General features: G+C 68.5%; 21 protein-coding genes. 9 read left to right on the forward strand and 12 right to left on the reverse strand.

Annotation, left to right across the window (positions count from 1 at the left end):
- Window positions 1-13: 13 nt before the first annotated feature.
- Window positions 14-2,089 carry a DNA topoisomerase IV subunit B gene (locus AB0259_RS05370; protein ID WP_251581255.1) on the reverse strand — a complete coding sequence of 692 codons (2,076 nt, stop codon included), beginning with the start codon at window positions 2,087-2,089 and terminating at the stop codon, window positions 14-16.
- A 191-nt stretch (window positions 2,090-2,280) separates the two neighbouring features.
- On the opposite strand from AB0259_RS05370, the gene AB0259_RS05375 reads away from it, so the two are divergent.
- Window positions 2,281-2,502, forward strand: a complete 222-nt coding sequence (locus AB0259_RS05375; protein WP_018186680.1) for a hypothetical protein — start codon at window positions 2,281-2,283, stop codon at window positions 2,500-2,502.
- Between the two features lie 64 nt (window positions 2,503-2,566).
- Here the strand turns inward: AB0259_RS05375 and AB0259_RS05380 are convergent, their stop codons facing one another.
- From AB0259_RS05380 to AB0259_RS05400, 5 genes are all read right to left on the reverse strand, one after another.
- Complete coding sequence (locus tag AB0259_RS05380) at window positions 2,567-3,580, reverse strand: sugar-transfer associated ATP-grasp domain-containing protein (protein WP_366220220.1); 1,014 nt, start codon at window positions 3,578-3,580, stop codon at window positions 2,567-2,569.
- Between the two features lie 24 nt (window positions 3,581-3,604).
- A complete protein-coding gene (locus AB0259_RS05385) occupies window positions 3,605-4,627 on the reverse strand; it encodes a sugar-transfer associated ATP-grasp domain-containing protein (protein WP_251580697.1) in 1,023 nt (340 codons plus the stop codon).
- Window positions 4,628-4,629: 2 nt separating this feature from the next.
- On the reverse strand, window positions 4,630-5,334 hold the full coding sequence (locus tag AB0259_RS05390) for a coenzyme F420-0:L-glutamate ligase (RefSeq protein ID WP_366220219.1): 705 nt from the start codon (window positions 5,332-5,334) through the stop codon (window positions 4,630-4,632).
- The gene (locus AB0259_RS05395) at window positions 5,331-6,644 is read right to left on the reverse strand and encodes an RNA polymerase sigma factor (protein WP_366220217.1); all 1,314 of its coding nucleotides are present in this window, start codon (window positions 6,642-6,644) and stop codon (window positions 5,331-5,333) included. The genes AB0259_RS05390 and AB0259_RS05395 overlap by 4 nt, the downstream gene beginning before the upstream one ends.
- A gap of 223 nt (window positions 6,645-6,867) precedes the next feature.
- Complete coding sequence (locus AB0259_RS05400) at window positions 6,868-7,797, reverse strand: PAC2 family protein (RefSeq protein WP_251580694.1); 930 nt, start codon at window positions 7,795-7,797, stop codon at window positions 6,868-6,870.
- Between the two features lie 86 nt (window positions 7,798-7,883).
- Between AB0259_RS05400 and AB0259_RS05405 the strand changes: the two genes are divergently transcribed.
- The 3 genes from AB0259_RS05405 to sucB all read left to right on the forward strand — a co-directional run bounded on the left by AB0259_RS05405 (window position 7,884) and on the right by sucB (window position 12,505).
- On the forward strand, window positions 7,884-9,356 hold the full coding sequence (locus AB0259_RS05405) for a leucyl aminopeptidase (protein WP_366220215.1): 1,473 nt from the start codon (window positions 7,884-7,886) through the stop codon (window positions 9,354-9,356).
- Window positions 9,353-10,723 carry a dihydrolipoyl dehydrogenase gene (lpdA, locus tag AB0259_RS05410; RefSeq protein ID WP_366220213.1) on the forward strand — a complete coding sequence of 457 codons (1,371 nt, stop codon included), beginning with the start codon at window positions 9,353-9,355 and terminating at the stop codon, window positions 10,721-10,723. The genes AB0259_RS05405 and lpdA overlap by 4 nt, the downstream gene beginning before the upstream one ends.
- A 63-nt stretch (window positions 10,724-10,786) precedes the next feature.
- Window positions 10,787-12,505 (forward strand): 2-oxoglutarate dehydrogenase, E2 component, dihydrolipoamide succinyltransferase, encoded by a 1,719-nt coding sequence (sucB, locus tag AB0259_RS05415; protein WP_366220212.1) that lies wholly within the window; start codon window positions 10,787-10,789, stop codon window positions 12,503-12,505.
- Between the two features lie 16 nt (window positions 12,506-12,521).
- Here sucB and AB0259_RS05420 read toward each other — a convergent pair whose 3' ends face one another.
- Complete coding sequence (locus tag AB0259_RS05420) at window positions 12,522-13,796, reverse strand: hypothetical protein (protein ID WP_366220211.1); 1,275 nt, start codon at window positions 13,794-13,796, stop codon at window positions 12,522-12,524.
- Between the two features lie 117 nt (window positions 13,797-13,913).
- Here AB0259_RS05420 and AB0259_RS05425 point away from each other — a divergent pair, with 117 nt between their 5' ends.
- Window positions 13,914-14,624 carry a DUF4191 domain-containing protein gene (locus tag AB0259_RS05425; RefSeq protein ID WP_366220209.1) on the forward strand — a complete coding sequence of 237 codons (711 nt, stop codon included), beginning with the start codon at window positions 13,914-13,916 and terminating at the stop codon, window positions 14,622-14,624.
- Between the two features lie 8 nt (window positions 14,625-14,632).
- Here the strand turns inward: AB0259_RS05425 and AB0259_RS05430 are convergent, their stop codons facing one another.
- Window positions 14,633-15,091 (reverse strand): RDD family protein, encoded by a 459-nt coding sequence (locus tag AB0259_RS05430; RefSeq protein ID WP_251580688.1) that lies wholly within the window; start codon window positions 15,089-15,091, stop codon window positions 14,633-14,635.
- 101 nt (window positions 15,092-15,192) lie between these two features.
- Between AB0259_RS05430 and glnA the strand changes: the two genes are divergently transcribed.
- A complete protein-coding gene (glnA, locus tag AB0259_RS05435) occupies window positions 15,193-16,617 on the forward strand; it encodes a type I glutamate--ammonia ligase (protein WP_251580687.1) in 1,425 nt (474 codons plus the stop codon).
- 357 nt (window positions 16,618-16,974) lie between these two features.
- Here the strand turns inward: glnA and AB0259_RS05440 are convergent, their stop codons facing one another.
- Window positions 16,975-17,316, reverse strand: a complete 342-nt coding sequence (locus tag AB0259_RS05440) for a hypothetical protein (RefSeq protein ID WP_366220206.1) — start codon at window positions 17,314-17,316, stop codon at window positions 16,975-16,977.
- A 170-nt stretch (window positions 17,317-17,486) separates the two neighbouring features.
- Between AB0259_RS05440 and AB0259_RS05445 the strand changes: the two genes are divergently transcribed.
- The 3 genes from AB0259_RS05445 to AB0259_RS05455 all read left to right on the forward strand — a co-directional run bounded on the left by AB0259_RS05445 (window position 17,487) and on the right by AB0259_RS05455 (window position 18,707).
- On the forward strand, window positions 17,487-17,819 hold the full coding sequence (locus tag AB0259_RS05445; RefSeq protein ID WP_366220205.1) for a hypothetical protein: 333 nt from the start codon (window positions 17,487-17,489) through the stop codon (window positions 17,817-17,819).
- A 75-nt stretch (window positions 17,820-17,894) separates the two neighbouring features.
- Window positions 17,895-18,194 (forward strand): hypothetical protein, encoded by a 300-nt coding sequence (locus AB0259_RS05450; protein WP_366220204.1) that lies wholly within the window; start codon window positions 17,895-17,897, stop codon window positions 18,192-18,194.
- 228 nt (window positions 18,195-18,422) lie between these two features.
- Complete coding sequence (locus AB0259_RS05455; RefSeq protein WP_366220202.1) at window positions 18,423-18,707, forward strand: hypothetical protein; 285 nt, start codon at window positions 18,423-18,425, stop codon at window positions 18,705-18,707.
- A 69-nt stretch (window positions 18,708-18,776) separates the two neighbouring features.
- Here the strand turns inward: AB0259_RS05455 and AB0259_RS05460 are convergent, their stop codons facing one another.
- Genes AB0259_RS05460 through AB0259_RS05470 form a run of 3 tightly spaced genes read right to left on the reverse strand, consistent with a single transcriptional unit; the run spans window position 18,777 to window position 23,011 of the window.
- The gene (locus AB0259_RS05460) at window positions 18,777-19,043 is read right to left on the reverse strand and encodes a hypothetical protein (RefSeq protein WP_366220200.1); all 267 of its coding nucleotides are present in this window, start codon (window positions 19,041-19,043) and stop codon (window positions 18,777-18,779) included.
- A gap of 49 nt (window positions 19,044-19,092) precedes the next feature.
- Complete coding sequence (locus AB0259_RS05465; protein ID WP_366220198.1) at window positions 19,093-20,001, reverse strand: DUF808 domain-containing protein; 909 nt, start codon at window positions 19,999-20,001, stop codon at window positions 19,093-19,095.
- A gap of 28 nt (window positions 20,002-20,029) precedes the next feature.
- The gene (locus AB0259_RS05470) at window positions 20,030-23,011 is read right to left on the reverse strand and encodes a bifunctional [glutamine synthetase] adenylyltransferase/[glutamine synthetase]-adenylyl-L-tyrosine phosphorylase (protein ID WP_366220196.1); all 2,982 of its coding nucleotides are present in this window, start codon (window positions 23,009-23,011) and stop codon (window positions 20,030-20,032) included.
- Window position 23,012: the final 1 nt, after the last annotated feature.

Raw genomic sequence — 23,012 nt, forward strand, 5'->3', positions numbered from 1 at the left:
CACGACCCCATGGTCACGCGTCGATGCGCTCGCGGTCGAGACGTTCGCTCGATGTGACGATGAAGTCGCGGCGCGGCGCCACCTCCGACCCCATCAGCAGCTCGAACACCGTCGACGCCACCTCGGCGTCCTGCACACGCACCCGGCGGAGGGTCCGCCCGGCGCGGTCCATCGTGGTCGTGGCGAGCTGATCGGCGTCCATCTCGCCGAGGCCTTTGTAGCGCTGCACCGGCTCCTGCCAGCGCTTGCCCGCCTTCGTGAGCTTCGCCAGCAACGTATGGAGTTCCTGCTCGCTGTAGGTGTAGATCGTCTCGTTCGGTTTCGATCCCGGATTGATCACGACGACGCGGTGCAGCGGCGGCACGGCCGCGTACACCCGGCCCTCCTCGATGAGGGGGCGCATGTACCGGAAGAACAGGGTGAGCAGCAGCGTACGGATGTGCGCGCCGTCGACGTCAGCGTCGCTCATCAGGATGATCTTGCCGTAGCGCGCCGCCTCGAGGTCGAACGAGCGACCGGAGCCCGCGCCGATCACCTGGATGATCGCCGCGCACTCGGCGTTGGACAGCATGTCGCTGATCGACGCCTTCTGGACGTTCAGGATCTTGCCGCGGATCGGCAGGAGCGCCTGGTACTCGCTGTTGCGCGCGTGCTTGGCCGTCCCGAGCGCCGAGTCACCCTCGACGATGAAGAGCTCCGACTCGGCGACGTCATTCGTCCGGCAATCGGCGAGTTTGGTCGGCAAAGAGGACGACTCGAGGGCGTTCTTCCGGCGTTGCGTCTCTTTGTGCGTACGCGCCGAGATGCGCGCCTTCATCTCGGAGACGATCTTCTCGAGCAGAAGCGCCGTCTGCGCCTTGTCGTCACGCTTGGGCGAGGCGAACTTCGCGGCCAGCTCCTTCGACACGACGGACGTCACGATGTTGCGGACGGCGGGGGTGCCCAGGATCTCCTTGGTCTGGCCCTCGAACTGCGGCTCCGGAAGACGCACGGTGAGGACCGCGGACAGGCCTGCGAGGATGTCGTCCTTCTCGATCTTGTCGTTCGCGCCCACCTTCAGCTTGCGGGCGCCTGCCTCGATCTGACCGCGGAGGGTCTTCATGAGTCCCTGCTCGAAGCCCTGCTGATGCGTGCCGCCCTTCGGCGTCGCGATGATGTTCACGAACGAGCGGGTCACCGTCTCGTACCCCGTGCCCCAACGCAGCGCGATGTCGACCTCGCACTCGCGCTGCACCTCGGTGGGCACCATCGCTCCGGAGGCCTGCAGGACGGGCACCGTCTCGGTGAACGTGCCGGTGCCGGTCAGGCGCCACGTGTCCGTGATCGGAGCGTCTGGGGCGAGGAAATCGGCGAACTCCGAGATGCCGCCGTCGAAGCGATAGCTGGTCTCGACGGTGTCCGCCGTCCGCTGGTCGACGATGACGATCTCGAGGCCGGGGACGAGGAACGCGGTCTGACGCGCGCGCTGCTCGAGCTCGCTGAGATCGAACGCTGCGTCCTTCGTGAAGATCTGCCGATCCGCCCAGTAGCGGATGCGCGTACCCGTGACACCCTTGGCCGCCTTGCCGACGACGCGCAGCTCGCTCGACTTCTCGAACGGCCGGAATCCGGACGACGGCGAATCGCCCTCGAACACACCCGGCTCGCCCCGGTGGAAGGACATCGCGTACGTCTTGCCGGCGCGGTCGACTTCGACGTCGAGTCTTTCCGAGAGCGCGTTGACGACGGACGCGCCGACGCCGTGAAGACCGCCGGATGCCGCGTACGAGCCACCACCGAACTTGCCGCCGGCGTGCAGCTTCGTGAAGACGACCTCGACACCGGTGAGACCGGTGCGCGGCTCCACGTCGACCGGGATGCCACGGGCCCGGTCACGGACCTCGACGCTCCCGTCGGCGTGCAGGATGATCTCGATGCGGTCGCCGTACCCGCCGAGGGCCTCGTCGACGGAGTTGTCGATGATCTCCCACAGGCAGTGCATGAGCCCGCGGGAGTCCGTCGATCCGATGTACATGCCGGGCCGCTTGCGCACGGCCTCGAGCCCTTCCAGGACCTGGAGATGATGGGCGGAATACTCGGCTGTCACGATCTCCCATCGTATGCGGCGCCCCCGACACGACTCCGACCGACACACACGCCGTCACGAGGTCGTCACGCACAGCGGGCGCATACCGTACGCGCACAGCGAAATGTCATGCAATGGCGGCATACCGGCAACATCCGCGTGGTTGTATTGCCTGACAGTTCACCCGTCTTGAGCAGTACGAGGAGGCACCTGACATGAGCACGTCGACCACCACCGAGCCCGGAGCCGTCCTCGAACACCGCCTGACGGCGATGGATCGCTGCGACTCCTGCGGAGCCCAGGCCTACATCGCCGCCGAGGTCAACGGGAGCGAGCTCCTGTTCTGCGCCCACCACGGCCGCAAGTACGAGGAGAAGCTCCGGGCCGTCGCCACCTCGTGGCACGACGAGACAGCCCGCTTGACCGAATCGGTCTGAGCCGCGGCATCCCGATCACGACGAAGGCCCCCTGCAGTGCAGGGGGCCTTCGCGTACGTCCGGATCAGAACCCGACGGCAGCCTGGTAGACGGGGAGCAGGCCGGTGCGCACGCCCGACGCCGACGGCTTCGGCTGGAACACGCTCGAATTGTGGTTGCCCTCGATGACGACGGGGCCGTTCGCGGTGATCGCGATGTCCCAGCCGACGTAGGGCGCCTCGGGTGTGCGGCGCGCGAGGGCGGCGACGAGGTCGAGGACCTCGCTGTAAAGCGGGACCTGAAACCCGACGATCGGCGTCCCCGTCGCCGGATGCTCCCGGTAGACGTTGCTGTTCTTGTCGACGCCCGGATACAGCGCGACACCCTCGTCGTCGAGCATCGTGAACATGCCGCCCGAGGCGAAGTTGTCGATCACGTCGCCGTTGCCGATGCGCAGGACGGCAGCGAGCAGGTGCACACGGTCCTCCCCGTCGAGGAACGTGATCAGGCGCACGGTGTTCACCGCGTCCGGATAGAGCGCCGACATCTCGGGGTGCTGCACGATGAACTCGTCGAGCACCGTCTGCCCCTTCGCGGTGACCTCGGCGCGGAACCGCGCCGCGTCGACGTCCGAGGTCACCTCGTGGAGCTCGATACCCCCGCCCCCGTGACCCTCGTTCGGCTTCGCCAGCACGCGTGGATGCCGCGAGAGGAAGGCAGCCAGCTGAGCGTCGTCGACGTCGCGCAGGTCGACCGTCTCGCGACCGAGCAGGTCGGCGTATTCCCGCGCGAAGCGCCGCTTGTCCTCGAGCTTCGACCGCCCCTCGGGCGTGTTGTACATCTTCGTGATGCGGAACGACTTGGGGTGCGTCATCCAGGTCTTGCGCTCGCGGGCGTTCAGGAGCCGGATATCCCACACCGCGTAGTCGCGGAAAGCCATGTCATAGCGCACGGAGCACCAGAGCATGTCGGCGATGATCACCGGCAACGGCGCCTTCGAGACCCGCTGCACGGTGCGGGCGAACTCGACGAGGTTTCCCGGCCGGAGCTTGCGGGCGCGTCGGAGGAGGTACTGCAGGCGGACACGGATGCGACGCATGACGGTCCCTTCGGTTCGGGTCGGTCAGAAGCGCATCGCGGCGCGGTAGCGGGGCAGCAGACCGCGGCGGATGCCGGAGACCGAGGGCTTCGACTGGAAGACACCGGAGTTGTGGTTGCCCTCGATGACGACGGGGCCGTCGGGGGTGATGGCGATGTCCCATCCGATGTAGGGGAATGCGGGGACACGACGAGCGAGGCGGTCGACGAGCTCGAGCACCTCGCCGTACAGCGGCACCTGGAACCCCGTGATGGGTGTTCCCGTCGCCGGGTGCTCGGCGAACGGCCGCCCCTCCTCGTCGCTGGCGGCGTGGAGAGCGCGACCGCTCTCGTCGAGCATCGTGTACATGCCGCCGTTGCTGAAGTTGTCGATGACGCCGCCGTTGCCGATCTTCAGGACGCCCGCGAGCACGTGCACCTCGCCGTCGGGGTCCAGGTAGGACACCATGCGGAGCGAGTTGACGCTTCCCGGGTAGAGGGCAGCCATGTCGGGGTGCTGCACGAGCACTTCCTCGACGAGGGTCTGCCCATCGGCGAGCAGCCGCTGACGAAACTCCTCGACGTCGTCGATGTCCACCGAATCCACCAGGGTGATCCCGTTTCCGCCGACGCCGCCCGGGTTCTTGGCGATGATGCGAGCGTGGCGATCGACGAAGGCGGCGAAGGCCGCGGCATCCGTCGTTCCCAGGTCGATCCACTCGCGACCCAGTTCGGGGCCGAAGCGGGTCGCGAACTGCAGCTTGTCGTCGAAGATCGCGCGCTGTGCGTTGTCGTTCAGCCGACGCGACAGGTGGAACGACTTCGGGTCGGTCATGTACGTCTTGCGTTCACGAGCCGTGAGGATCCGGAAGTCCCACTCCGAGTAGTTCTCGAACGTCGTCTCGTAGCGGACCGAGCACCACGCCATGTCCACCACGACCCACCACAACGGCGCCTTCGAGAGGCGTGCGGCCTGCCGCGCGAACTGCAGGACGCGCTCGGTGTCGAAGTTCGCGACGCGGCGCACGAAGAAGCGGGCACGGCGATAGAGCCTGTGGACGGCACCCACGATCAGGCCTTCGACGGACGGATGATGCCGAGCGGCGTGGACTGATGCCCCTGGCCGAGCGGGTTGTCCGAGAGGATGCGGACGAGCCGCTGCTCCCCTGCCTTGTCGAGCGTCGATCCGAGGATGTTGCCGCCGATGTCGTTGATGTCGACCACGGCGACCTCGTGGGCGCCTCCGAGGCGGTCTTTCAGACGCGCAGCCACCGCTGCCGGATCCTTCGGTCCCAGCACGACCGCCTTGTTGTAAGGCGGGATCGTGTGCGGTGTCGGACCGTCGATCGACCGGGCCTTGTCGCCGGCGATGCGGTAGAAGTCGCCGCGTCGTCCGAAAAGCTTCGTGATCGCAGCGACACCGGCGGCGAAGAGGATGCGGGGCGTCCCGCATTCCCGCAGCGCCATCTCCATCGTCTCGGGCATGCCCAGACCGATGCCGTACTTCGTCTTCACGACGTACCGCGACAGGAAGCGGGCCAACGGGCGCGGCGTGATGTCGTCGACCAGGAAGGACCGGCCCTGTGTGATCGCGACGATCTTCTCCGTCACGAACAGCAGGTCACCGGGCTGCAGCTCGGGTGAGGCGTACGTCGCGACGATCTCGTCGATGTCCTCGCCCGGCATGACGACGTGCGTCCGGATCGGGATCCGGGCGAACGTCGCGCCGTCGACCGCTCGCGTGAGCTCCTTGCCCTCGTTCGCGGCGCCGCTCATTCGAGGTAGTCCCGGAGCGACTGCGACCGCGACGGGTGCCGCAGCTTCGCCATCGTCTTGGACTCGATCTGGCGAATGCGCTCGCGCGTGACGCCGAAGGTGTCGCCGATCTGGTCGAGCGTCTTCGGCTGGCCGTCGCCGAGGCCGAAGCGCATGCGGATCACGCCCGCCTCACGCTCGCTCAGGGAGTCCAGGAGCGACTCGAGCTGACGCTGCAGCATCGTGAAGCCGACCGCGTCGGCGGGCACGACCGCCTCGGTGTCCTCGATGAGGTCACCGAACTCGCTGTCGCCGTCCTCACCGAGGGGCGTGTGCAGCGAGATGGGCTCGCGACCGTACTTCTGGACCTCGATGACCTTCTCGGGAGTCATGTCGAGCTCGCGGCTGAGCTCCTCGGGGGTGGGCTCACGACCCAGGTCCTGGAGCATCTGCCGCTGCACGCGCGCCAGCTTGTTGATGACCTCGACCATGTGGACCGGGATACGGATGGTCCTCGCCTGGTCGGCCATGGCACGAGTGATGGCCTGTCGGATCCACCAGGTGGCGTAGGTCGAGAACTTGAAGCCCTTGGTGTAGTCGAACTTCTCGACGGCGCGGATGAGGCCGAGGTTGCCCTCCTGGATGAGATCCAGGAACTGCATCCCGCGACCGGTGTACCGCTTCGCCAGTGAGACCACCAGACGCAGGTTCGCGCCGAGCAGGTGGCTCTTCGCGCGCTGCCCGTCACGGGCGACCCACTGCAGGTCCAAGCCGAGCTGCGACGACTTCTCGGCCGCCGTCATGTGCGAGAGCTTCTCCTCGGCGAACAGGCCCGCCTCGATGCGCATCGCGAGCTCGACCTCTTCGGCCGCGTTCAGCAGCGGAACCTTGCCGATCTGCTTCAGGTAGTCCTTGACCGGGTCGGCCGTGGCGCCGGTGATCTGCGTCGAGTAGACCGGCACCTCGTCGTCGTCGGAGGAGGAGATGACGATCGCGCCGGTCGGCAGCGGCTCGGTGAACGCCGGCTTCGCCGGCTCGTCCTCGTCGTCCGGCTTATCGGCATCCTTCTTCACGTCGTCGTCCGAGGCATCGTCACCGGCGTCGGTGTCGAGCTCGGCCTCGTCGATCTCTTCCTCGTCGTCCTCGTCGTCATCCGACTTCTTGGCGCGCGCCTTCGCCGGGGACGCCTTCGTCGCGGCCGGCTTCTTCGCCGCGGCCTTGCGAGCCGGGGCCTTCTTCGCCGTGGTGGTCGTCGCCTCAGGCTCGACCGCGTCGGCGTCGTCGATCGCCTCGGCCGCTCGTGTACGGGTGGTCCTCGTGCTCGAAGTCACGTTTCGCCTTTCACCGACGGCACTCCGCCGGGTTTCGGACACTAGTAAGACCCTTGTCAAGTCCTGCGGACTCGCACGGAAGCGATTCCACGGGCCCGACAACGGGTCATTTCGTCCATTCTCTCATACGTCTCGGATGCATGAAGGACGTACCGGTGTCAACACCGAATACCTTGTGCGCATTCCCCCGCGGAATGCCGCCGGGGCGGATGAGGCGCGCGGTTCAGCCGAGGCCGGGGCGGCGGTCGTCGTCCCCGGACGGACGATTGGCGAGGAACCGTTCGAGCTCCGCGGCGAGCTCGTCCGCGGACGGCAGGTCGCCGGTGTGGATGATCGGCTGGGCCTGTGTCGACCCCGCCATGTACGCGTCGTAGCGGTTCTCGAGGTTGCCCAGCATCGCGGTGAGCTCTTCGCTGGCGGAGACCTGATCGTCGACCTTCTCGAGGTACTCGCGATTCTCCTCGCGCAGGGTGTCACTGTCGAAGACGAGGCCCGTCGCGACGGAGACGCTGTCGAGAGCCGCGATGGCGGCGGCCGGGAAATCCGTCTCCGCGAGGTAGTGGGGCACCAGCAGCGCGAAGCCCGACACCGACACACCCGCGTCGGAGAGCCGGTACTCGAGGAGGTGTCCCGCGGTCGACGGGACCTGCGTGCGCGGCTTCCACACGGAGTGCGCCTCGGTGAGCTCGGCGCGGTTGCCGCTCACGGTGGTCCCGAGCGGGCGCGTGTGCGGGACGGGCATCGGGATCGCGTGCACCCAGGTCACCGATCGCACCTGCAGTCCCTCGGCGAGCCCGACCACCGTGTCGACGAAGGCCTCCCAGGCGAAATCGGGCTCGTAGCCCGACAGGAGCACGAAAGGCTGACCGAGCGAATCGTGCACGAGGGCGAGGTCGAGGCGCGGCGGCTGATAGTCCTCGAGGTGGTCGCCGTTGAAGGTGATGAGGGGACGGCGGGCGCGGTAATCGAACAGCACGTCCGGATTGAAGGTGATCACGGGCTGCGGGTCGAGCTCGGTGTGCAGGTGGTCGACCACGCGCGAGACGGCGGACCCGGCATCCGTGAAGCCGGTCAACGCGACCACCAGCGGCAGACCCGCCGGCACGGGCGGCGCGGTCGTGATGCGCTCGTAGAGGGGACCAGACAGGGGCATGACTCCACTGTAGGAGCACGTCCCGAGGGCTCGGCGCGCCCACCGTCCCGCTCTGAGCGAACGCACCCGTCCATAGGATGGAGACCATGCCGTACCCCGAGCTGACCGTGTCCACCTCTTCTGCACGCGACGGCGACGCCGACGCGATCGTCCTGGTCCTCCCTCCGCTCGACGAGGCATCCGCAGTCCTCGCCGACTGGCCCGGCGTCGAGGAGGCGCTCCGTGGCGTCGGCTTCACCGGAGCCGTCGGCACGACGACGCGGGTCTTCGCACCCGCCTCCACGGACGTCCCCCTCTTCGTCGTCGGCACGGGCGCCGCCCCCTCCCCCGACGCGGTGCGGGATGCCGTCGGTGCGGCGGTCCGCACGACGACGGGTCACACGCGACTCGCCGTCGCGATCCCGTACGCCGAAGGGCACTGGCGCGCCGCCGCGGAGGGCGCCGTCCTGGGGGGATACCGCTTCGCGGGCTACAAGTCGTCCGACGCCGCGAAGTCCCGCGCGTCGCAGGTGGTCCTGCATCTCGACGCCGAGGTCGCCGACGCCGAGCTGCACGCCGTCGACGTCGTCGGCTCCGCCGTCGCCCTCGTGAAGGACCTCGTGAACATCCCCGCCGAATGGCTGGGCCCCGCTGACCTCGCCGAACGAGCGATCGAGGCTGTGGCGGGCCTCCCCGTCGACGTCGAGGTGCTCGACGAGGCGGAGCTCGAGGCGCAGGGCTACGGCGGCATCCTGGGTGTCGGCAAGGGGTCCGACCGGCCGCCGCGGCTGGTGCGCCTCAGCTACGCACCCGGAAACGCCGCCCGTCACATCGCGCTGGTGGGCAAGGGCATCACGTTCGACACCGGCGGCCTGTCACTGAAGCCCCCGGCATCCATGGTGGGTATGAAGTTCGACATGGCGGGCGCGGCGACCGCGCTCGCGGTGGTGCGGGCCGCCGCCCAGCAGGAGTTGCCGGTGGCCGTGACCGCGTGGATGTGCATCGCCGACAACATGCCCTCCGGTCGCGCGACGCGTCCCGGTGACGTGCTGCGGATGCTCGACGGCCAGACCGTCGAAGTGCTGAACACGGATGCCGAGGGTCGCCTCGTCATGGCCGATGGACTCGTCGCCGCAAGCCGGACCCACCCCGACGTCATCGTCGACATCGCGACGCTGACGGGCGCCGTCATCGTCGCCCTCGGCAACCGGCACACCGGTGTCATGGGCGATGATGCGACCGTGGCCCGCTACCTCGAGGCGGCGGCGTCGGTCGGCGAGGCGGCATGGCAGCTGCCCCTCCCCGACCACATGGAGGACGAACTCGACTCCCCCATCGCCGACCTCCGGAACGCGAAGGTCGGCGACCCGGCGGGCGGCACGATGTTCGCGGGCCTGTTCCTGCGCCGCTTCGTGGGACGCGCCGGGGAGGATGCCGACGCCCCGCGGATCCCCTGGGTGCACCTCGACATCGCCGGCAGCGGCGAGAACAAGGCGGCGCCGTTCGGCCCGACGGACAAGGGCCCCACCGCTGCGACCGTCCGGTCGTTGCTCGCCTTCCTCGAGGCGGAGACCCGATGAGCCGCCACGAATTCGACCTCGTCGTCCTCGGCGGCGGGAGCGGGGGCTACGCGGCAGCGATCCGGGCGAGCGAGCTCGGCAAGAAGGTCGCTCTCATCGAGAAGGACAAGGTGGGGGGGACCTGCCTGCACCGCGGATGCGTCCCCACGAAGGCACTGCTCCACACCGCCGAGATCGCGGATCACGTCCGTGAGGCTGCCTCGGTCGGTGTCGACGCGTCGCTGACGGGATTCGACGCGGCCCGGATGGCCGCCTACCGCGAGGGCATCGTCGCGAAGAAGTACCGCGGCCTGCAGAGTCTGCTGTCCTCGCGCGGGATCACGGTCGTCACGGGCGCGGGTCTCCTGACCGCCGACCGAACCGTCGTCGTGAGCGGTGACGAGTACGCCGGCACGGACGTGGTCCTCGCCACGGGCTCGCAGACACGGTCGCTGCCCGGCATCGAGATCGGCGGTCGTGTCCTCACGAGCGAGACGGCACTGACGCTCGAGACCGTCCCGAACAGCGTCGTCGTCCTCGGCGGCGGCGTCATCGGGGTCGAGTTCGCGAGTGCCTGGCGGTCGCTGGGAACCGATGTCCTCATCGTCGAGGCGCTCGATCGGCTCCTGCCCGCGGAGGACGCGGCCTCGAGCAAGGCGCTCGAGCGCGCGTACCGCAAGCGCGGCATCCGAACGGCCCTGTCGACGCGTTGCGAGGGTGTCGAGCAGCGCGAGGACGGCGTCGCCGTCACGCTGTCTGACGGACAGGTAGTGCAGGCGGACTACGTCCTCGTCGCCGTCGGCCGGGGTCCCGTCACGGACGGGCTCGGGCTGGACGAAGCGGGCGTCCGCCGCGACCGCGGTTTCGTGGTCGTCGACGACCACCTGCAGACGTCGGCCGCCCACGTCTGGGCTGTCGGTGACATCGTGCCCGGACTCCAGCTCGCCCACCGCAGCTTCCAGCAGGGGATCTTCGTGGCGGAGCAGATCGCCGGGCTCACGCCGGTGTCCGTGCCGGAATCGACCATCCCGCGTGTCGCCTACTCGCACCCGGAAGTCGCCTCGGTGGGCCTCACCGAAGCCCAGGCGCGCGAGGCGCACGGCGATCGTGTCGCGACGTACGAGTTCAACCTCGCCGGCAATGCGAAGAGCGAGATCCTGGGCACCGCGGGGTTCGCGAAGGTCGTCCGCGTGGTCGACGGTCCCGTCATCGGCGTGCACCTCGTCGGCGACCGCGTCGGCGAACTCATCACCGAGGGGCAGCTCGCGATCGGGTGGGAAGCACATCCGGAGGACATCGCTCCGTTCGTCCACGCGCACCCCACGCAGAGCGAGGCCCTCGGCGAGGCGTTCCTCGCCCTCGCGGGCAAGCCCCTCCATACCATCTGACCCCGTCGCACGGGCGACACTAAGCTAGACAGCACATCGCACTTTCTTGAAGGAGACACAGTCATGAGCACATCCGTGGTCCTCCCCGCGCTCGGTGAGAGCGTCACTGAGGGAACGGTCACCCGCTGGCTCAAGAAGGTCGGTGATTCCGTCCAGGCCGATGAGGGTCTCCTGGAGATCTCGACCGACAAGGTCGACACCGAGATCCCCTCGCCGGTGAGCGGCGTGATCGAGGAGATCCTCGTCCAGGAGGACGAGACCGTCGAGATCGGCGCCGTCCTCGCGAAGATCGGTGACGGCTCGTCCGCGCCGGCCGAGTCCGCGCCGGAGCAGTCGGCACCCGCAGAGGAGCCCGCTCCGGAGCCCGCAGCGGAGGAGTCGACCCCGTCGGAGCCCGCCGCTCAGGAAGCCCCCGCGGAGTCCGCGCCGGCACCCGCCGCATCCGGCGACGCGAAGGACGTCGTTCTCCCCGAGCTCGGCGAGAGCGTCACGGAGGGTACCGTCACCCGCTGGCTGAAGCAGGTCGGTGACGACGTCGCCGTCGACGAGCCGCTCCTCGAGATCTCGACCGACAAGGTCGACACCGAGATCCCCTCGCCCATCGCCGGCACCCTGACCGAGATCCTGGTCCAGGAGGACGAGACCGTCGAGGTCGGCGCCGTCCTGGCCCGCGTCGGTTCCGGTGCCGCCGCGGCTCCCGCGCCCGCTGCTGAGCAGCCCGCGGCCGAGGAGCCCAAGGCCGAAGAGCCCAAGGCCGAGCAGCCGCAGCCCGAGGCACCCAAGGCCGAGGAGCCGAAGGCTGAGCAGCCCAAGGCTGAAGAGCCCAAGGTCGAGCAGCCCGCACCTGCCGCCGAGAGTGCCTCCGACGAGGACGGCGTCACCTACGTGACCCCCCTGGTCCGCAAGCTCGCCCAGCAGCACGGCGTCGACCTCTCGTCGGTCCGCGGCAGCGGTGTCGGCGGACGCATCCGCAAGGAGGACGTGCTGAAGGCCGCCGAGGCGCCCAAGGCCGAGGCTGCACCCGCAACGGCGCCGGCCGCTGCGCCCGCACCGGTCGAGGTCTCGCCGCTGCGCGGCACGACGCAGGCCATGTCGCGTCTGCGCAAGGTGCTCGCCAGCCGCGCCGTCGAGTCGATGCAGCAGACCGCTCAGCTCACCACGGTCGTCGAGGTGGACGTCACCAAGCTCGCGAACTACCGCGACTCGGTGAAGAACTCGTTCCTCGAGAAGACCGGCGACAAGCTGTCGTTCCTGCCGTTCTTCGCGCTGGCGGCCGCGGAGGCCCTGAAGGCGTTCCCGATCATCAACGCGACCGTCGACGGCGACCAGATCGTCTACCCGGCGAGCGAGAACGTCTCGATCGCGGTCGACACCGAGCGGGGTCTCCTGACCCCCGTGCTGCGCGACGCCGGCGACAAGAACATCGCCCAGATCGCTCACGAGATCGCCGACCTCGCCGACCGCACCCGCAACAACAAGCTGAAGCCGGACGAGCTCGCCGGCGGTACGTTCACGCTGACCAACACCGGTTCGCGTGGCGCACTGTTCGACACGCCGGTGGTCTTCCTGCCACAGTCGGCCATCCTCGGCACGGGTGTCGTCGTGAAGCGCCCCGGCGTCGTGACGGTCGACGGCAAGGAAGCGATCAGCGTCCGCTCGTACGTCTACCTGGCACTGTCCTACGACCACCGCGTCATCGACGGCGCCGACGCCGCCCGCTTCCTCGGCGCAGTGAAGGCCCGTCTCGAGGCCGCGCAGTTCGAGGGTCAGCTCGGCGCCTGACACTCCCCCACAGGGATCATGGCTGGTCCGCGAGGTCGTACACCTCGCGGACCAGCCATCGCTTTTCCACCCGCACCATGACGAGCACCTGGGTCACCTCCGGCGCGACGATCCGCACCGCTGCCGCGCCGCCGTACTCGTCGACCACCTCGACGGCGTAGTCCGCGTCGGCCGCTGCGATCGATCCTGCTGCGGCGGGATCCTCCCACCACTGGGCACGGCACGGCAGGTCATCGCACCGCGCGAGGTTACCCAGCAGCATCCGCGCCGCATCGACGATCTCCTGCGGTCCTTCGTCCTCGGACCCTGCATCCGGCTGTGCGACCTCGACCGCCGGTGTCTCAGCAGCGGATGCCGACGCCCGCGGCGGCGCCGTGTGCCCGACGGATCCCGTAGTGGCTGCGGCCGGTCCGTCTGCGTCACCCGAGGGCCAGAGCACCCCGACGACGATGACGACGGTCGCCACCGCGGCGGCCACCACGACGGCTCGGCGCCGACCCGGCGCGGACGCACGACCCTGCCGTCCGTCGGCCGGTCCCTTACGCCGGGGCCGGTCGACAACCGAGCCCCACGCTCGGCTGATCCTGTCGGCGACCCCCGCGTCGACGAACCGAGCGAGCAGGTCGTTCACGAAACCGCTGACACCGCGGCTGCCGACTGGCGGCGCGGTGACCCGCTCGCGGCGCTGCGGCACGACCTGCTCCGGCGAACGCTCCGTCGGAATCGGTTCCGGATCGGCCGCTGCGAAGAGCGCGTTCTCGATCGCCTCGCCGTCCACCCGCAGCAGCCGCGGATCGTCGATCGCGTCAGCGGCGCTGTCGAGTGCGCGCCGCAGCGCGTGGTCCTGGGCATCGGCGCTTCTGAGCATCGCGATCGTGTCTTCGCGCCAGCCCACCGTGCCGGTCAGGGCGAGGACGGGTCTGCCGTCCGCGGTCACCCACCAGCATCCCGCTGTCGCGCGCAGCTTGTCCGCCTCGGCGGCGCCGCGCAGAGCGCTCACCGCCAGCGTGACGACTGCGCCCGGCGCGACGTCGCCGGCACCCAGCACCTCGCGGAGCCGAGCAGGACAGTGAGGAAGGACGACGACGGGGCCGTCCGGCGTCGCTGCGGCATCCAGCGGCATCAGGAGGTGTTCGGCACCGTCGGTCGCCCACGCGGGTGAGTTCGAGAAGACATCGGCATCGACCCAGACGGTGGGCGGGTCGCCGGCGCGCAGCACCCCGGCGAACGGGGCGTCCGTCGCCGTCACCTCGCGCAGTGCCGGCGGGACAGCCAGAACAATGGGATCCATCCGCCTACTCTCGGCGGGTTCGCGCCGACGTCAGCGCACACGCGGCGGGTGGTGGAAAGCGGCAGAGCGGCGATGACGTGTGAAGAAGTCGCCGGGTCGCGAAGGTAGGCTGAGCACATGGCATCCCGCAGTACCGCACCTGAGAAGCGCCCCGGTTTCTTCTCGCAGATCCGCTCGCTCTACACCTTCACCCAGAGCGAGTTCAGGTGGCTGCCGTGGGCTCTCATCGGCGCTCTGCTCGTGGGTGTCCTGCTGGGCGTGGGCATCGGGTTCCTCATCCCGCCCGTGCAGATCTGGAGCGTCATCCTCTGGGGCGTCAGCGGCGTGCTCCTGGGCATCCTCTTCGCGATGATCCTGCTCACGCGACTGTCCACGCGGGTCATGTACAAGAAGCTCGACGGGATGCCGGGTGCCACGGGCCACATCCTCTCCACCGGCCTCGGCCGCAGCTGGGTCACGTCGGACATGCCCGTCGGCGTCAACCCGCGCACACAGGATGCCGTCTATCGCGCCGTCGGGCGCGGCGGCGTCGTCATCATCGGCGAGGGCGCGCGCGGCCGCCTGACGCGTCTCGTGAACGACGAGAAGAAGAAGGTCGCCCGGGTCGCCTCCGGCGTCAACATCGAGGTGCTCTACGTCGGCGACGGCGATGACGACGTCCACATCTCGAAGCTCGCCAAGACGATCAAGTCGCTGCCCAAGACGGTCGACCGCGCGACGCTCGCCGCCGTCGTCAAGCGCATCGACTCGGTGTCTCAGTCGGTGACGTCGCTGCCGATCCCGAAGGGCATCGACCCGACGCGTGCGCGCGCTCCGCGGCCCCGGTAGGACCGCGGTCAGCTTCTGACGAGGACCGTTCCGACGGCCTTGTCGTGGAGTCCGCGCTGATCGGCGTCCCAGATGACCGCCGGCACGACGACCAGCAGCAACGCAGTGCGGACGATGGGTCGCCAGAGGCCCGGCCACCCACCGCGGACGAGCTCGACCCGCATCCCGAGGATTCGGTGTCCCGGGCTTCCGCCGATGGTCGGGATGAAGACGATCTGCAGAGCGGCGAACACGATCATCGGCGCGAAGAGGGTCCAGCCCGCCTGCTCGGGAAGCGCGAACTGGTCGTACCCGAAGAACGCGGTCGCCAGGATCGTCGCCGCGGCGTAGTCGATGAACAGGGCCCCGATACGGCGACCGGGACGGCCGATGCTGCCGCGGCCGGTGGCGGGGCGGCCCAGCCGCTCGCCGGGATAGTCGGGCAGAGTCGATGACACGGTCTCAGCGTAATCCGGGGCACGTAACATCCCCGAAACATCGGGGACACTGCCGGGCAACTGCGTCCCGATAGGTTCGAGGGGCGCCTGATCCGACAGGCGACGACATCGCACCCGATCTTGGAGACTCCATGTTCAAAGATTCTTCCGAGGTGCTCGCGTTCATCAAGGACGAGGACGTCAAGTTCCTCGACATCCGTTTCACGGATCTTCCTGGTGTGCAGCAGCACTTCAACATCCCGGCCTCGACCGTTGACGAGGAGTTCTTCACGGTCGGCCAGCTCTTCGACGGCTCCTCGATCCGCGGCTTCGCGAACATCCACGAGTCGGACATGCAGCTGATCCCGGATGTCACCACCGCCTACCTGGACCCGTTCCGCGAGGCGAAGACGCTGATCATGGTCTTCGACATCTACAACCCGCGCACCGGCGAGATCTACGCCAAGGACCCGCGCCAGGTCGCCAAGAAGGCCGAGAAGTTCCTCGCGTCGACCGGCATCGCCGACACCGCGTTCTTCGCCCCCGAGGCCGAGTTCTACATCTTCGACGACGTCCGCTACGACGTGAAGCAGAACCAGAGCTTCTACTTCGTCGACTCCGAGGAAGGCGCCTGGAACACCGGTCGCGTCGAAGAGGGCGGCAACCTCGCCAACAAGACCCCGTACAAGGGCGGCTACTTCCCCGTCTCCCCCGTCGACAAGCAGGCCGACCTGCGCGACGACATCTCGCTCAAGCTCATCGAGGCCGGTCTCAAGCTCGAGCGTGCGCACCACGAGGTGGGCACCGGCGGCCAGGCGGAGATCAACTACCGCTTCGACACCATGGTCCACGCGGCGGACGACATCCTGAAGTTCAAGTACATCGTCAAGAACACCGCCGAGGAGTGGGGCAAGGTCGCGACCTTCATGCCCAAGCCGCTCTTCGGTGACAACGGCTCCGGCATGCACACCCACCAGTCGCTGTGGAACGGCGGCGAGCCGCTCTTCTACGACGAGAAGGGCTACGGCGGGCTCTCGGACATCGCCCGCTGGTACATCGGCGGCATCCTGGCCCACGCTCCGGCGGTGCTGGCCTTCACCAACCCGACCCTCAACAGCTACCACCGCCTGGTGAAGGGCTTCGAGGCTCCGGTCAACCTGGTGTACTCGGCGGGTAACCGCTCGGCCGCCATCCGCATCCCGATCACCGGCTCGAACCCCAAGGCCAAGCGCATCGAGTTCCGCGCGCCGGATGCCTCGGGCAACCCGTACCTCGCGTTCGCCGCGCAGCTGATGGCCGGCATCGACGGCATCATCAACCGCATCGAGCCCCACGAGCCCGTCGACAAGGACCTCTACGAGCTCCCGCCCGAGGAGGCCAAGGGCATCCCGCAGGTGCCGAACTCGCTGCTCGACTCGCTCGAGGCGCTGCGCGCGGACCACGAGTTCCTGACCCGGGGCAACGTCTTCACGCCCGAGCTCATCGAGACGTGGATCGAGTACAAGATCGAGAACGAGATCCAGCCGCTGGCCCAGCGCCCGCACCCCTTCGAGTACGAGCTCTACTTCGGCGTGTAATCAGATCACGCGGGATTCCGGGACCTCGTCCGCAGAATCCCAGAGAGAGCCCGTCAGCGTCCGCGCTGGCGGGCTCTTCTCGTCCCCCGCCGAGTGGGGACGAGGAGCGAATGCATGATCGACTCGGCGGGCGCCACTGCGGCGGTAGCCCGCTATCGCAGCGATAGCCTCCCGTCGTATTCACCTCAGCGATCCAGGTCAGCTTGGGCAGCGGGCGCATCTCCACGTGGATCCACCCCGCGAGTGATATGGACGGGTCAACCCTTCCTGGGTGGAGGCGCTGATGCCGGCGGCGAACTCACCCGGCGGGCTGCGCCACGTACCCGACCCTGCGGCGGGCGAACTGCTCGACGAGGCTTAGCCGTCGGCCCTAGCCAGGTGCTCGGCGGACTTCATCTCCAAGAAGTCGCAGAGTCGTGCGACCATCTGCAGCTCAACGGCCATCGTGTGCACCTGAGAGCTGCTCATGATCGCCTCGTGGTCGCGCGGTTCGAAATGGACCCGCCACCGGGAATCGCCGTCACGGATCGGTTCGATGTGGACGCTGGTCGTGCCTCCACCGAGGGGAAACACGATCAGGCCGATGTCCGTATCCTCTTCTCCGACCAGCGGTACGACACGAACGAGGCCGCCCAGGGAGACAGACGCCTGGTACTCCGTCAGCCAGCTCTCCAGCACAGCGATACGGCGGTACGGCATCGGGATATCCGTTCTTGCTGTCGAGCGCACAGAGGAAGCAGTTCACCTCGAACGCTACCATCAGCGCGACGGAACGCCCGGTCGAGGCGTTGTCACATCGAGACCGCCGATGCGTCGTACGATGAACCAACGGCGGGCCACCCGCCACTCGGCTTCCCGAAAGGCTGGATATGGGTCACCTCATCTACGGGGTCGCGCCCGCCATCAACATCGACGACTGGACCTTGCACCACCTGCGATCGGTCATCGTCACGAAGTTGCGCCGCGACGAGAGCTTCGTGTTCAGTTGGGGCGACGAGCCCACCGTGCATGGCGATGACGCCGCGGGCGGCGCAGCCACCGGCCAATACGGGAGCGTGTGGATCTCGAAGGCGAGTTCTCTCTACTTCAGCTTCGAGCGCCCGCTCGACCGTCCGCTCAACCGGCGCTGGTTGACGGAGTTGGCCGAGCTGGCCGCGAGCTCGGGCGGACTGCGTCCGGTCGACGAACCCGCCGACGATTGACGCATCCAGGGACGCGCCACATCCGCTCTTGTCAAGAGCGATCGGGAGCCGGAGCCGTGGGGCTACGATCCCGCAATGAGTGAGCCGCACTCGCTGTTCCGCATCGTCATCCGGGTGAATGACGAGCGCTTCGAGCTCGCCCAGGACGACACCGTCCAGGGCTTGACCGGGCGGGTCCTCAGCGCCGTGCGAGCGGGCGGCGACTTCATCGAACTGATCCTTCTCGATGGCACGGCGATCCATGTCCTGATCACCGCCGCATCTCAGGTCGTCGTGACCACTGAAGCCGTCAGTCACGGCCCGGCGGACCCGTCCGCTTACGAGGCGGGCTTCGAGTTCGACCCGGACCTCCACCTGGGGCTGGATCAGTACTGAGCCACCGACACGAGCGATCAGTCCACCGACAGCCGCCGAGCGGGAACGTGAAGTCGAAGTCGGCACCGGCGTGCAGCCGAACGGATCGCCGGCCGGCTCCGATGCCGGCATCTCGCCGCGTGAAGAAGAAGCTTCGGCTCGGTGCCCGTCGTCGTGCAGGTGTAGGGACATTCCGCCAGCTCGTCAATGCCCACCGTCACGAGCAGCCCGAATCGCTACCGTGCGCACATGGGCGCGAAGAAGACGATGATCCGGTCGACGATCTCCATCGACGAGGCCACCTTCCCTCTCGCGCAAGGCGACATCGTCGACGAACTCAGCCTGCGTATCGAGGATGCTCTCCATGCGGGAGGCGGATTCGTCCGATTCACCGTCGTCGGCAATCGCGAGGTCCGCGTTCTCATCACTGCGCACAGTCGCGTCTCCATCGCCAGCGAGCCGGTGCACTTCGACGAGCGAGACGACGGTGACCTCGAACGACCATTCGGCGCGCACTACGACGACTACTCCTGAGGCAGGAGAGCGCGAGCCGAGAGGCTCAGCCCTGCTTCGGTCCGAAGCCGGCCGGCAGGCGACGATACGTCAGAATCCGGGCAGATTGATGTCCTTCGGGTCGACGTCGACCTCACCGACGTCGTCGGGTCCACCGGTGCCCGGGGCGACCTGGACCTGGTCCTCGTCGATGTCGCCCGAGACCTCGTCCGAGACGTGCTCGTCCTGCTTCTGCTGCGTCTCGGTCTCACTGCCAGGGCTGTACGCCGTGTCGTGATCGATCTGGTCGTCCTGCGAGTGTGCCGTGTCGGTCGCCTCGGTGGGTTCGCCCGTCGGGGTGTTCTGATCGCTCGTCATGCCTGGACGCTACGCGTCCGCGTCGCGTCGAGCCTGCCCCTTGACAGGCTCAGTGGTCGGTCGCGGGCCGCTTCTCGCCGCCCACGCGGTGGCCGCCACGGAGCCGACCGATGAGCACGACCACCCCGACGATCAGCAAACCGAGCAGGAGACCCGCGATCGCGGAGACCAGTGTCTCGCCGATCCAGACCACAACGGGACCGGCGACCTCGAGCAAGTGCTCGACACCGTGAAGCAGGTCGGTGGTCCAGTGCCAGCCGACCTTGCCCACATTCTCGAGGACCAAGTGTCCGCCGACCCACAGCATCGCGACCGTTCCCAGGATGCTGATGCCCCGGAACACCGCCGGCATCGATCGCACGATGCGGGCACCGTTGTGACGGACCCGTCTGACCGGGCTCTTGGCCATCCTGAGGCCGATGTCGTCGATCTTGACCAGAAGGGCCACCGCCCCGTAGACGAGCAGGGTCATCATGAACCCGATGACAGCAAGGATGGCGAGGGTCTGCCAGATGCCGAGTCCCTCGTCGAGGCTGTCGAGGGAGATGAGCATGATCTCGCTCGACAGGATGAGGTCGGTGCGCACCGCGCCGAGGACGAGCTTCTTCTCGTCACGCTCCGCCTCCTCCTCCGCATGGAGGTGGAAACCGAACCACTCGAGCACCTTCTCCGCACCCTCGAAGCAGAGGAACGCCCCGCCGAGGATCAGGAGGAAGGGAAGCACCTCCGGAGCGAATGCCGTCAACACGAGCGCGATCGGGATGATGATGAGGAACTTGTTGACGAGCGAACCCAGCGCGATCTTGCCGACGATCGGCAGCTCGCGTGCGGGCGTCACCCCCTGCACGTACTGCGGCGTCACGGCGGCGTCGTCGATGACGACGCCGGCCGTCTTGGAGGACGCCTTCAGGGCGGCGCTCAGGATGTCGTCGACGACGGCCAGCAGTCCAACGGACATGGGGTGAAGCCTTTCGGTCGGTCGGCGCTCAGCCGTAGAAGAGATTCTCGAAGGCGCGACGGGCACGGCGCGCGGTCCGCAGCCAATCCTCCTCCACCTGGGTGGCCGAGCGCGGCTCGTACTCGAGGAGTCGTCCGATCCCGTCGAGTTTGCCACGGTCGCTGGGCAGGACGTCACTCGTCTGGCCCGACAGGAGAGTGTTCGCCGATCGGAGCCGGCTCGCGAGCCACCATGCCGCAGCGAGCCGCTCCGCTGCGGCATCCGGAACCAATCCGGCGCCCTCCGCGGCCGCCAGCGCCGCCGTGGTGGACGTCGTCCGAAGTCCTTCGACCTGCGCGCCGTGCCGCAGCTGCAGCAACTGGACGAGCCACTCGACGTCGCTCAACCCGCCCGGGCCGAGCTTGAGGTGACGCGACCGGTCCACGCCCTGCGGCAGACGCTCGTTCTCCACGCGGGCCTTGATGCGTTTGATCTCGCGCAGCCCCTGGGGTTCCGGGTCGAGCGGATACCGCAGGTCATCGGCCAGCGCCATGAACCTCGCGATCAGTTTGACGCTGCCGGCGACGCCGCGCGCGCGGAGCAGCGCCTGCGCCTCCCACGAGAGCGACCAGCGCCGGTAGTACTCCGCATAGGCGTCGATCGACCGCGCCATGGGACCGTTCCGGCCCTCGGGACGGAGCCCGGCGTCGAGGTCGAACGGCGCCCGGTGATCTTCGGAGTGCGTGCGCAGGCCCTGCACGATCTTCAGCGCCAGCTCATGCGCGCGCTGCGCCGGCACCCCGTTCGGGTCGTAGACGTACATGACGTCCGCATCGGATCCGAACCCGAGCTCACCGCCGCCGAAACGCCCCATCGCGATCACCGCGAAATCGAGCGCGTCATCCTCGGGCGGGACCACCTCGCGCCAGACCGCGCGCAGAGTCGCCTGTATCGTCACCTCGCTGATCGAGGTCAGCCCCTCCGCCAGTTCGGCGATCGTGAGCTCTCCCAGCAGCGCACCGAGAGCGAGGCGGAGCAGCTCGCGGCGTCGCAACGCCCGCACCGAGCGCATCGCGTCGCCGATCGACTCATGGCGCGCCTGGATGGCCCGCGCCTCCTGCTGCAGGGCGAACCCCGATCGCGGACGCAGCTGCTCCGACGAGTCCAGCCATGCGACCGCCTCAGGGATCCATTCCATGAGATCCGCGGCGTACCGCGAACCGGACAACACGTGCGTCAGCCGCTCGGCCGCTCCGGACGAATCGCGGAGCATGCGCAGGAACCAGGGCGTGTCGCCCAGGCGCTCACTGATCCGACGGAACGACACCATGCCGTAGTCCGGGTCCACACCGTCGGCGAACCAGCGGATCATCACCGGCATGAGGTGCCGCTGGATCGTCGCCTTACGGCTCAGGCCGCTCGTCAGCGCCCCGATGTGACGGAGGGTTCCCGCCGGGTCGCGGAAGCCGATGGCGGCGAGACGATCATGAGCCTGCGCAGACGAGAGCGCCCCCTGCTCGTCCGCCGGCAGTGCCGCGACAGCCGACAGGAGCGGGCGGTAGAAGAGGCGGATGTGGATCTCTCGCACCTGCATCTTGATGCGCTCCCACACGGCACTGATGCCGGAGGCGTCCGTCGCGAGGCCGCTCGCCCGGGCCAGGACCCGCAGCTCGTCATCCGTCGTCGGCATGAGGTGCGTGCGCTGGAGACGCCGCAGCTGCAGGCGGTGCTCCATCACGCGCAGGGTGCGGTAGTGCTGTCCGAAGGCGGCGGCATCCGTCCGCCCGATGTAGCCCTCGCCGACGAGCGCGACCAGGGCGCCCAGTGTGCTCTGCTGACGGATGCCTTCGTCCGCCAGACCGTGGACGAGTTGCAGCAGCTGCACCGTGAACTCGATGTCGCGGATGCCGCCCGGTCCGAGCTTCAGCTGACGGGAGACCTCGTCGGCGGGGATGTGCTCCGTCACCCGCTCGCGCATCCGCTGGACGCTGTCGACGAAGTTCTCTCGCGCGCTGCTCGTCCAGACCTGCGGCTGCACGGCGGCGCGGTACTGCTCCCCCAGCTCCAGGTCCCCCGCGAGCGGGCGGGCTTTGAGGAGGGCCTGGAACTCCCAGCTCTTGGCCCACCGCGCGTAGTACGACAGATGCGAGTCGAGCGTGCGCACGAGGGCACCCTGCTTGCCCTCGGGACGGAGATTGGGGTCGACCTCCCACAGCGGCGGTTCGATCTCGACGTCCGAGATGCCGCGCATCGTGAGGGTGGCGAGGCGGGTCGCGATGTCGATCGCGCGTCCCTCCGCGAGCTCGGCCCCCTGGGCGACTCCCCCCACGAAGATGACGTCGACGTCGCTGACGTAGTTCAGCTCGCGCGCGCCGGTCTTCCCCATCCCGATGACCGCCAGGCGTGTGGCCGCCACCTGCTCGCGCGGGAACATCGCCACAGCTGCCCGCGTGCGCGCGGCGCAGAGCGAGGCATCCAGGGCGGCTCCCGCCGCATCGGCGAGGGCGGCTGCGACCTCGGGGAGCACCTCGGTGGCATCGTCCGCCGCGAGGTCGTAGGCCGCGATGAGGGCGACGATCCGGCGGTAGCGGACCCGCAGGGCGACCCACGCCGACTCATCGGATGCCGCCGCGAACCCGTCGGCATCCGCTCCTACTGCCTCGAGAAGACTCTCGCGCATGCTCTGCGGCGACGGCAGCATGTTCCCGGCGCCGACGAGGTGGATGAGCTCCTCGGGATGGCGGAGGAAGAAGTCCGCGAAACCGGAGGACGCCCCCAGAAGCGACCACAGGACGGTGCTCGCATCCGTCAGGGCGGAGCAGACAGCTCCCGCGTCGCGCCGACCGATCCGTACGCAGGACTGCACCGCCCCGTCGGGGTCGGCCGCGCGCCGGGCACCCTCGACGAGTTCGTCACGATCCACACCCGTGAGGGAGCTCAGTTCGTCCAGCGCGTCGGACGACGCTTCGAGGTCGGAGAAGCCCGCACGGGCCAGGTCGGTGAGGGCGGCCCGTCGCTCGGTGGAGGCCATC

Origin of the sequence: Microbacterium sp. NPDC080005 (genome assembly GCF_040702445.1) — a bacterium.
Taxonomy (GTDB): domain Bacteria; phylum Actinomycetota; class Actinomycetes; order Actinomycetales; family Microbacteriaceae; genus Microbacterium; species Microbacterium oleivorans_D.

Excerpts from the sequence above, each read along its gene's own strand:
- AB0259_RS05425 (WP_366220209.1), top strand. The coding sequence starts at position 13,914 with ATGGCATCCCGCAGTACCGCACCTGAGAAGCGCCCCGGTTTCTTCTCG.
- AB0259_RS05420 (WP_366220211.1), bottom strand. The coding sequence starts at position 13,796 with ATGGATCCCATTGTTCTGGCTGTCCCGCCGGCACTGCGCGAGGTGACG.
- AB0259_RS05440 (WP_366220206.1), bottom strand. The coding sequence starts at position 17,316 with ATGCCGTACCGCCGTATCGCTGTGCTGGAGAGCTGGCTGACGGAGTAC.
- AB0259_RS05390 (WP_366220219.1), bottom strand. The coding sequence starts at position 5,334 with ATGAGCGGCGCCGCGAACGAGGGCAAGGAGCTCACGCGAGCGGTCGAC.
- AB0259_RS05405 (WP_366220215.1), top strand. The coding sequence starts at position 7,884 with ATGCCGTACCCCGAGCTGACCGTGTCCACCTCTTCTGCACGCGACGGC.
- AB0259_RS05460 (WP_366220200.1), bottom strand. The coding sequence starts at position 19,043 with ATGACGAGCGATCAGAACACCCCGACGGGCGAACCCACCGAGGCGACC.
- AB0259_RS05445 (WP_366220205.1), top strand. The coding sequence starts at position 17,487 with ATGGGTCACCTCATCTACGGGGTCGCGCCCGCCATCAACATCGACGAC.
- AB0259_RS05430 (WP_251580688.1), bottom strand. The coding sequence starts at position 15,091 with ATGTTACGTGCCCCGGATTACGCTGAGACCGTGTCATCGACTCTGCCC.
- AB0259_RS05450 (WP_366220204.1), top strand. The coding sequence starts at position 17,895 with ATGAGTGAGCCGCACTCGCTGTTCCGCATCGTCATCCGGGTGAATGAC.
- AB0259_RS05455 (WP_366220202.1), top strand. The coding sequence starts at position 18,423 with ATGGGCGCGAAGAAGACGATGATCCGGTCGACGATCTCCATCGACGAG.
- AB0259_RS05400 (WP_251580694.1), bottom strand. The coding sequence starts at position 7,797 with ATGCCCCTGTCTGGTCCCCTCTACGAGCGCATCACGACCGCGCCGCCC.
- AB0259_RS05380 (WP_366220220.1), bottom strand. The coding sequence starts at position 3,580 with ATGCGTCGCATCCGTGTCCGCCTGCAGTACCTCCTCCGACGCGCCCGC.
- AB0259_RS05465 (WP_366220198.1), bottom strand. The coding sequence starts at position 20,001 with ATGTCCGTTGGACTGCTGGCCGTCGTCGACGACATCCTGAGCGCCGCC.
- lpdA (WP_366220213.1), top strand. The coding sequence starts at position 9,353 with ATGAGCCGCCACGAATTCGACCTCGTCGTCCTCGGCGGCGGGAGCGGG.
- glnA (WP_251580687.1), top strand. The coding sequence starts at position 15,193 with ATGTTCAAAGATTCTTCCGAGGTGCTCGCGTTCATCAAGGACGAGGAC.
- AB0259_RS05470 (WP_366220196.1), bottom strand. The coding sequence starts at position 23,011 with ATGGCCTCCACCGAGCGACGGGCCGCCCTCACCGACCTGGCCCGTGCG.
- sucB (WP_366220212.1), top strand. The coding sequence starts at position 10,787 with ATGAGCACATCCGTGGTCCTCCCCGCGCTCGGTGAGAGCGTCACTGAG.
- AB0259_RS05375 (WP_018186680.1), top strand. The coding sequence starts at position 2,281 with ATGAGCACGTCGACCACCACCGAGCCCGGAGCCGTCCTCGAACACCGC.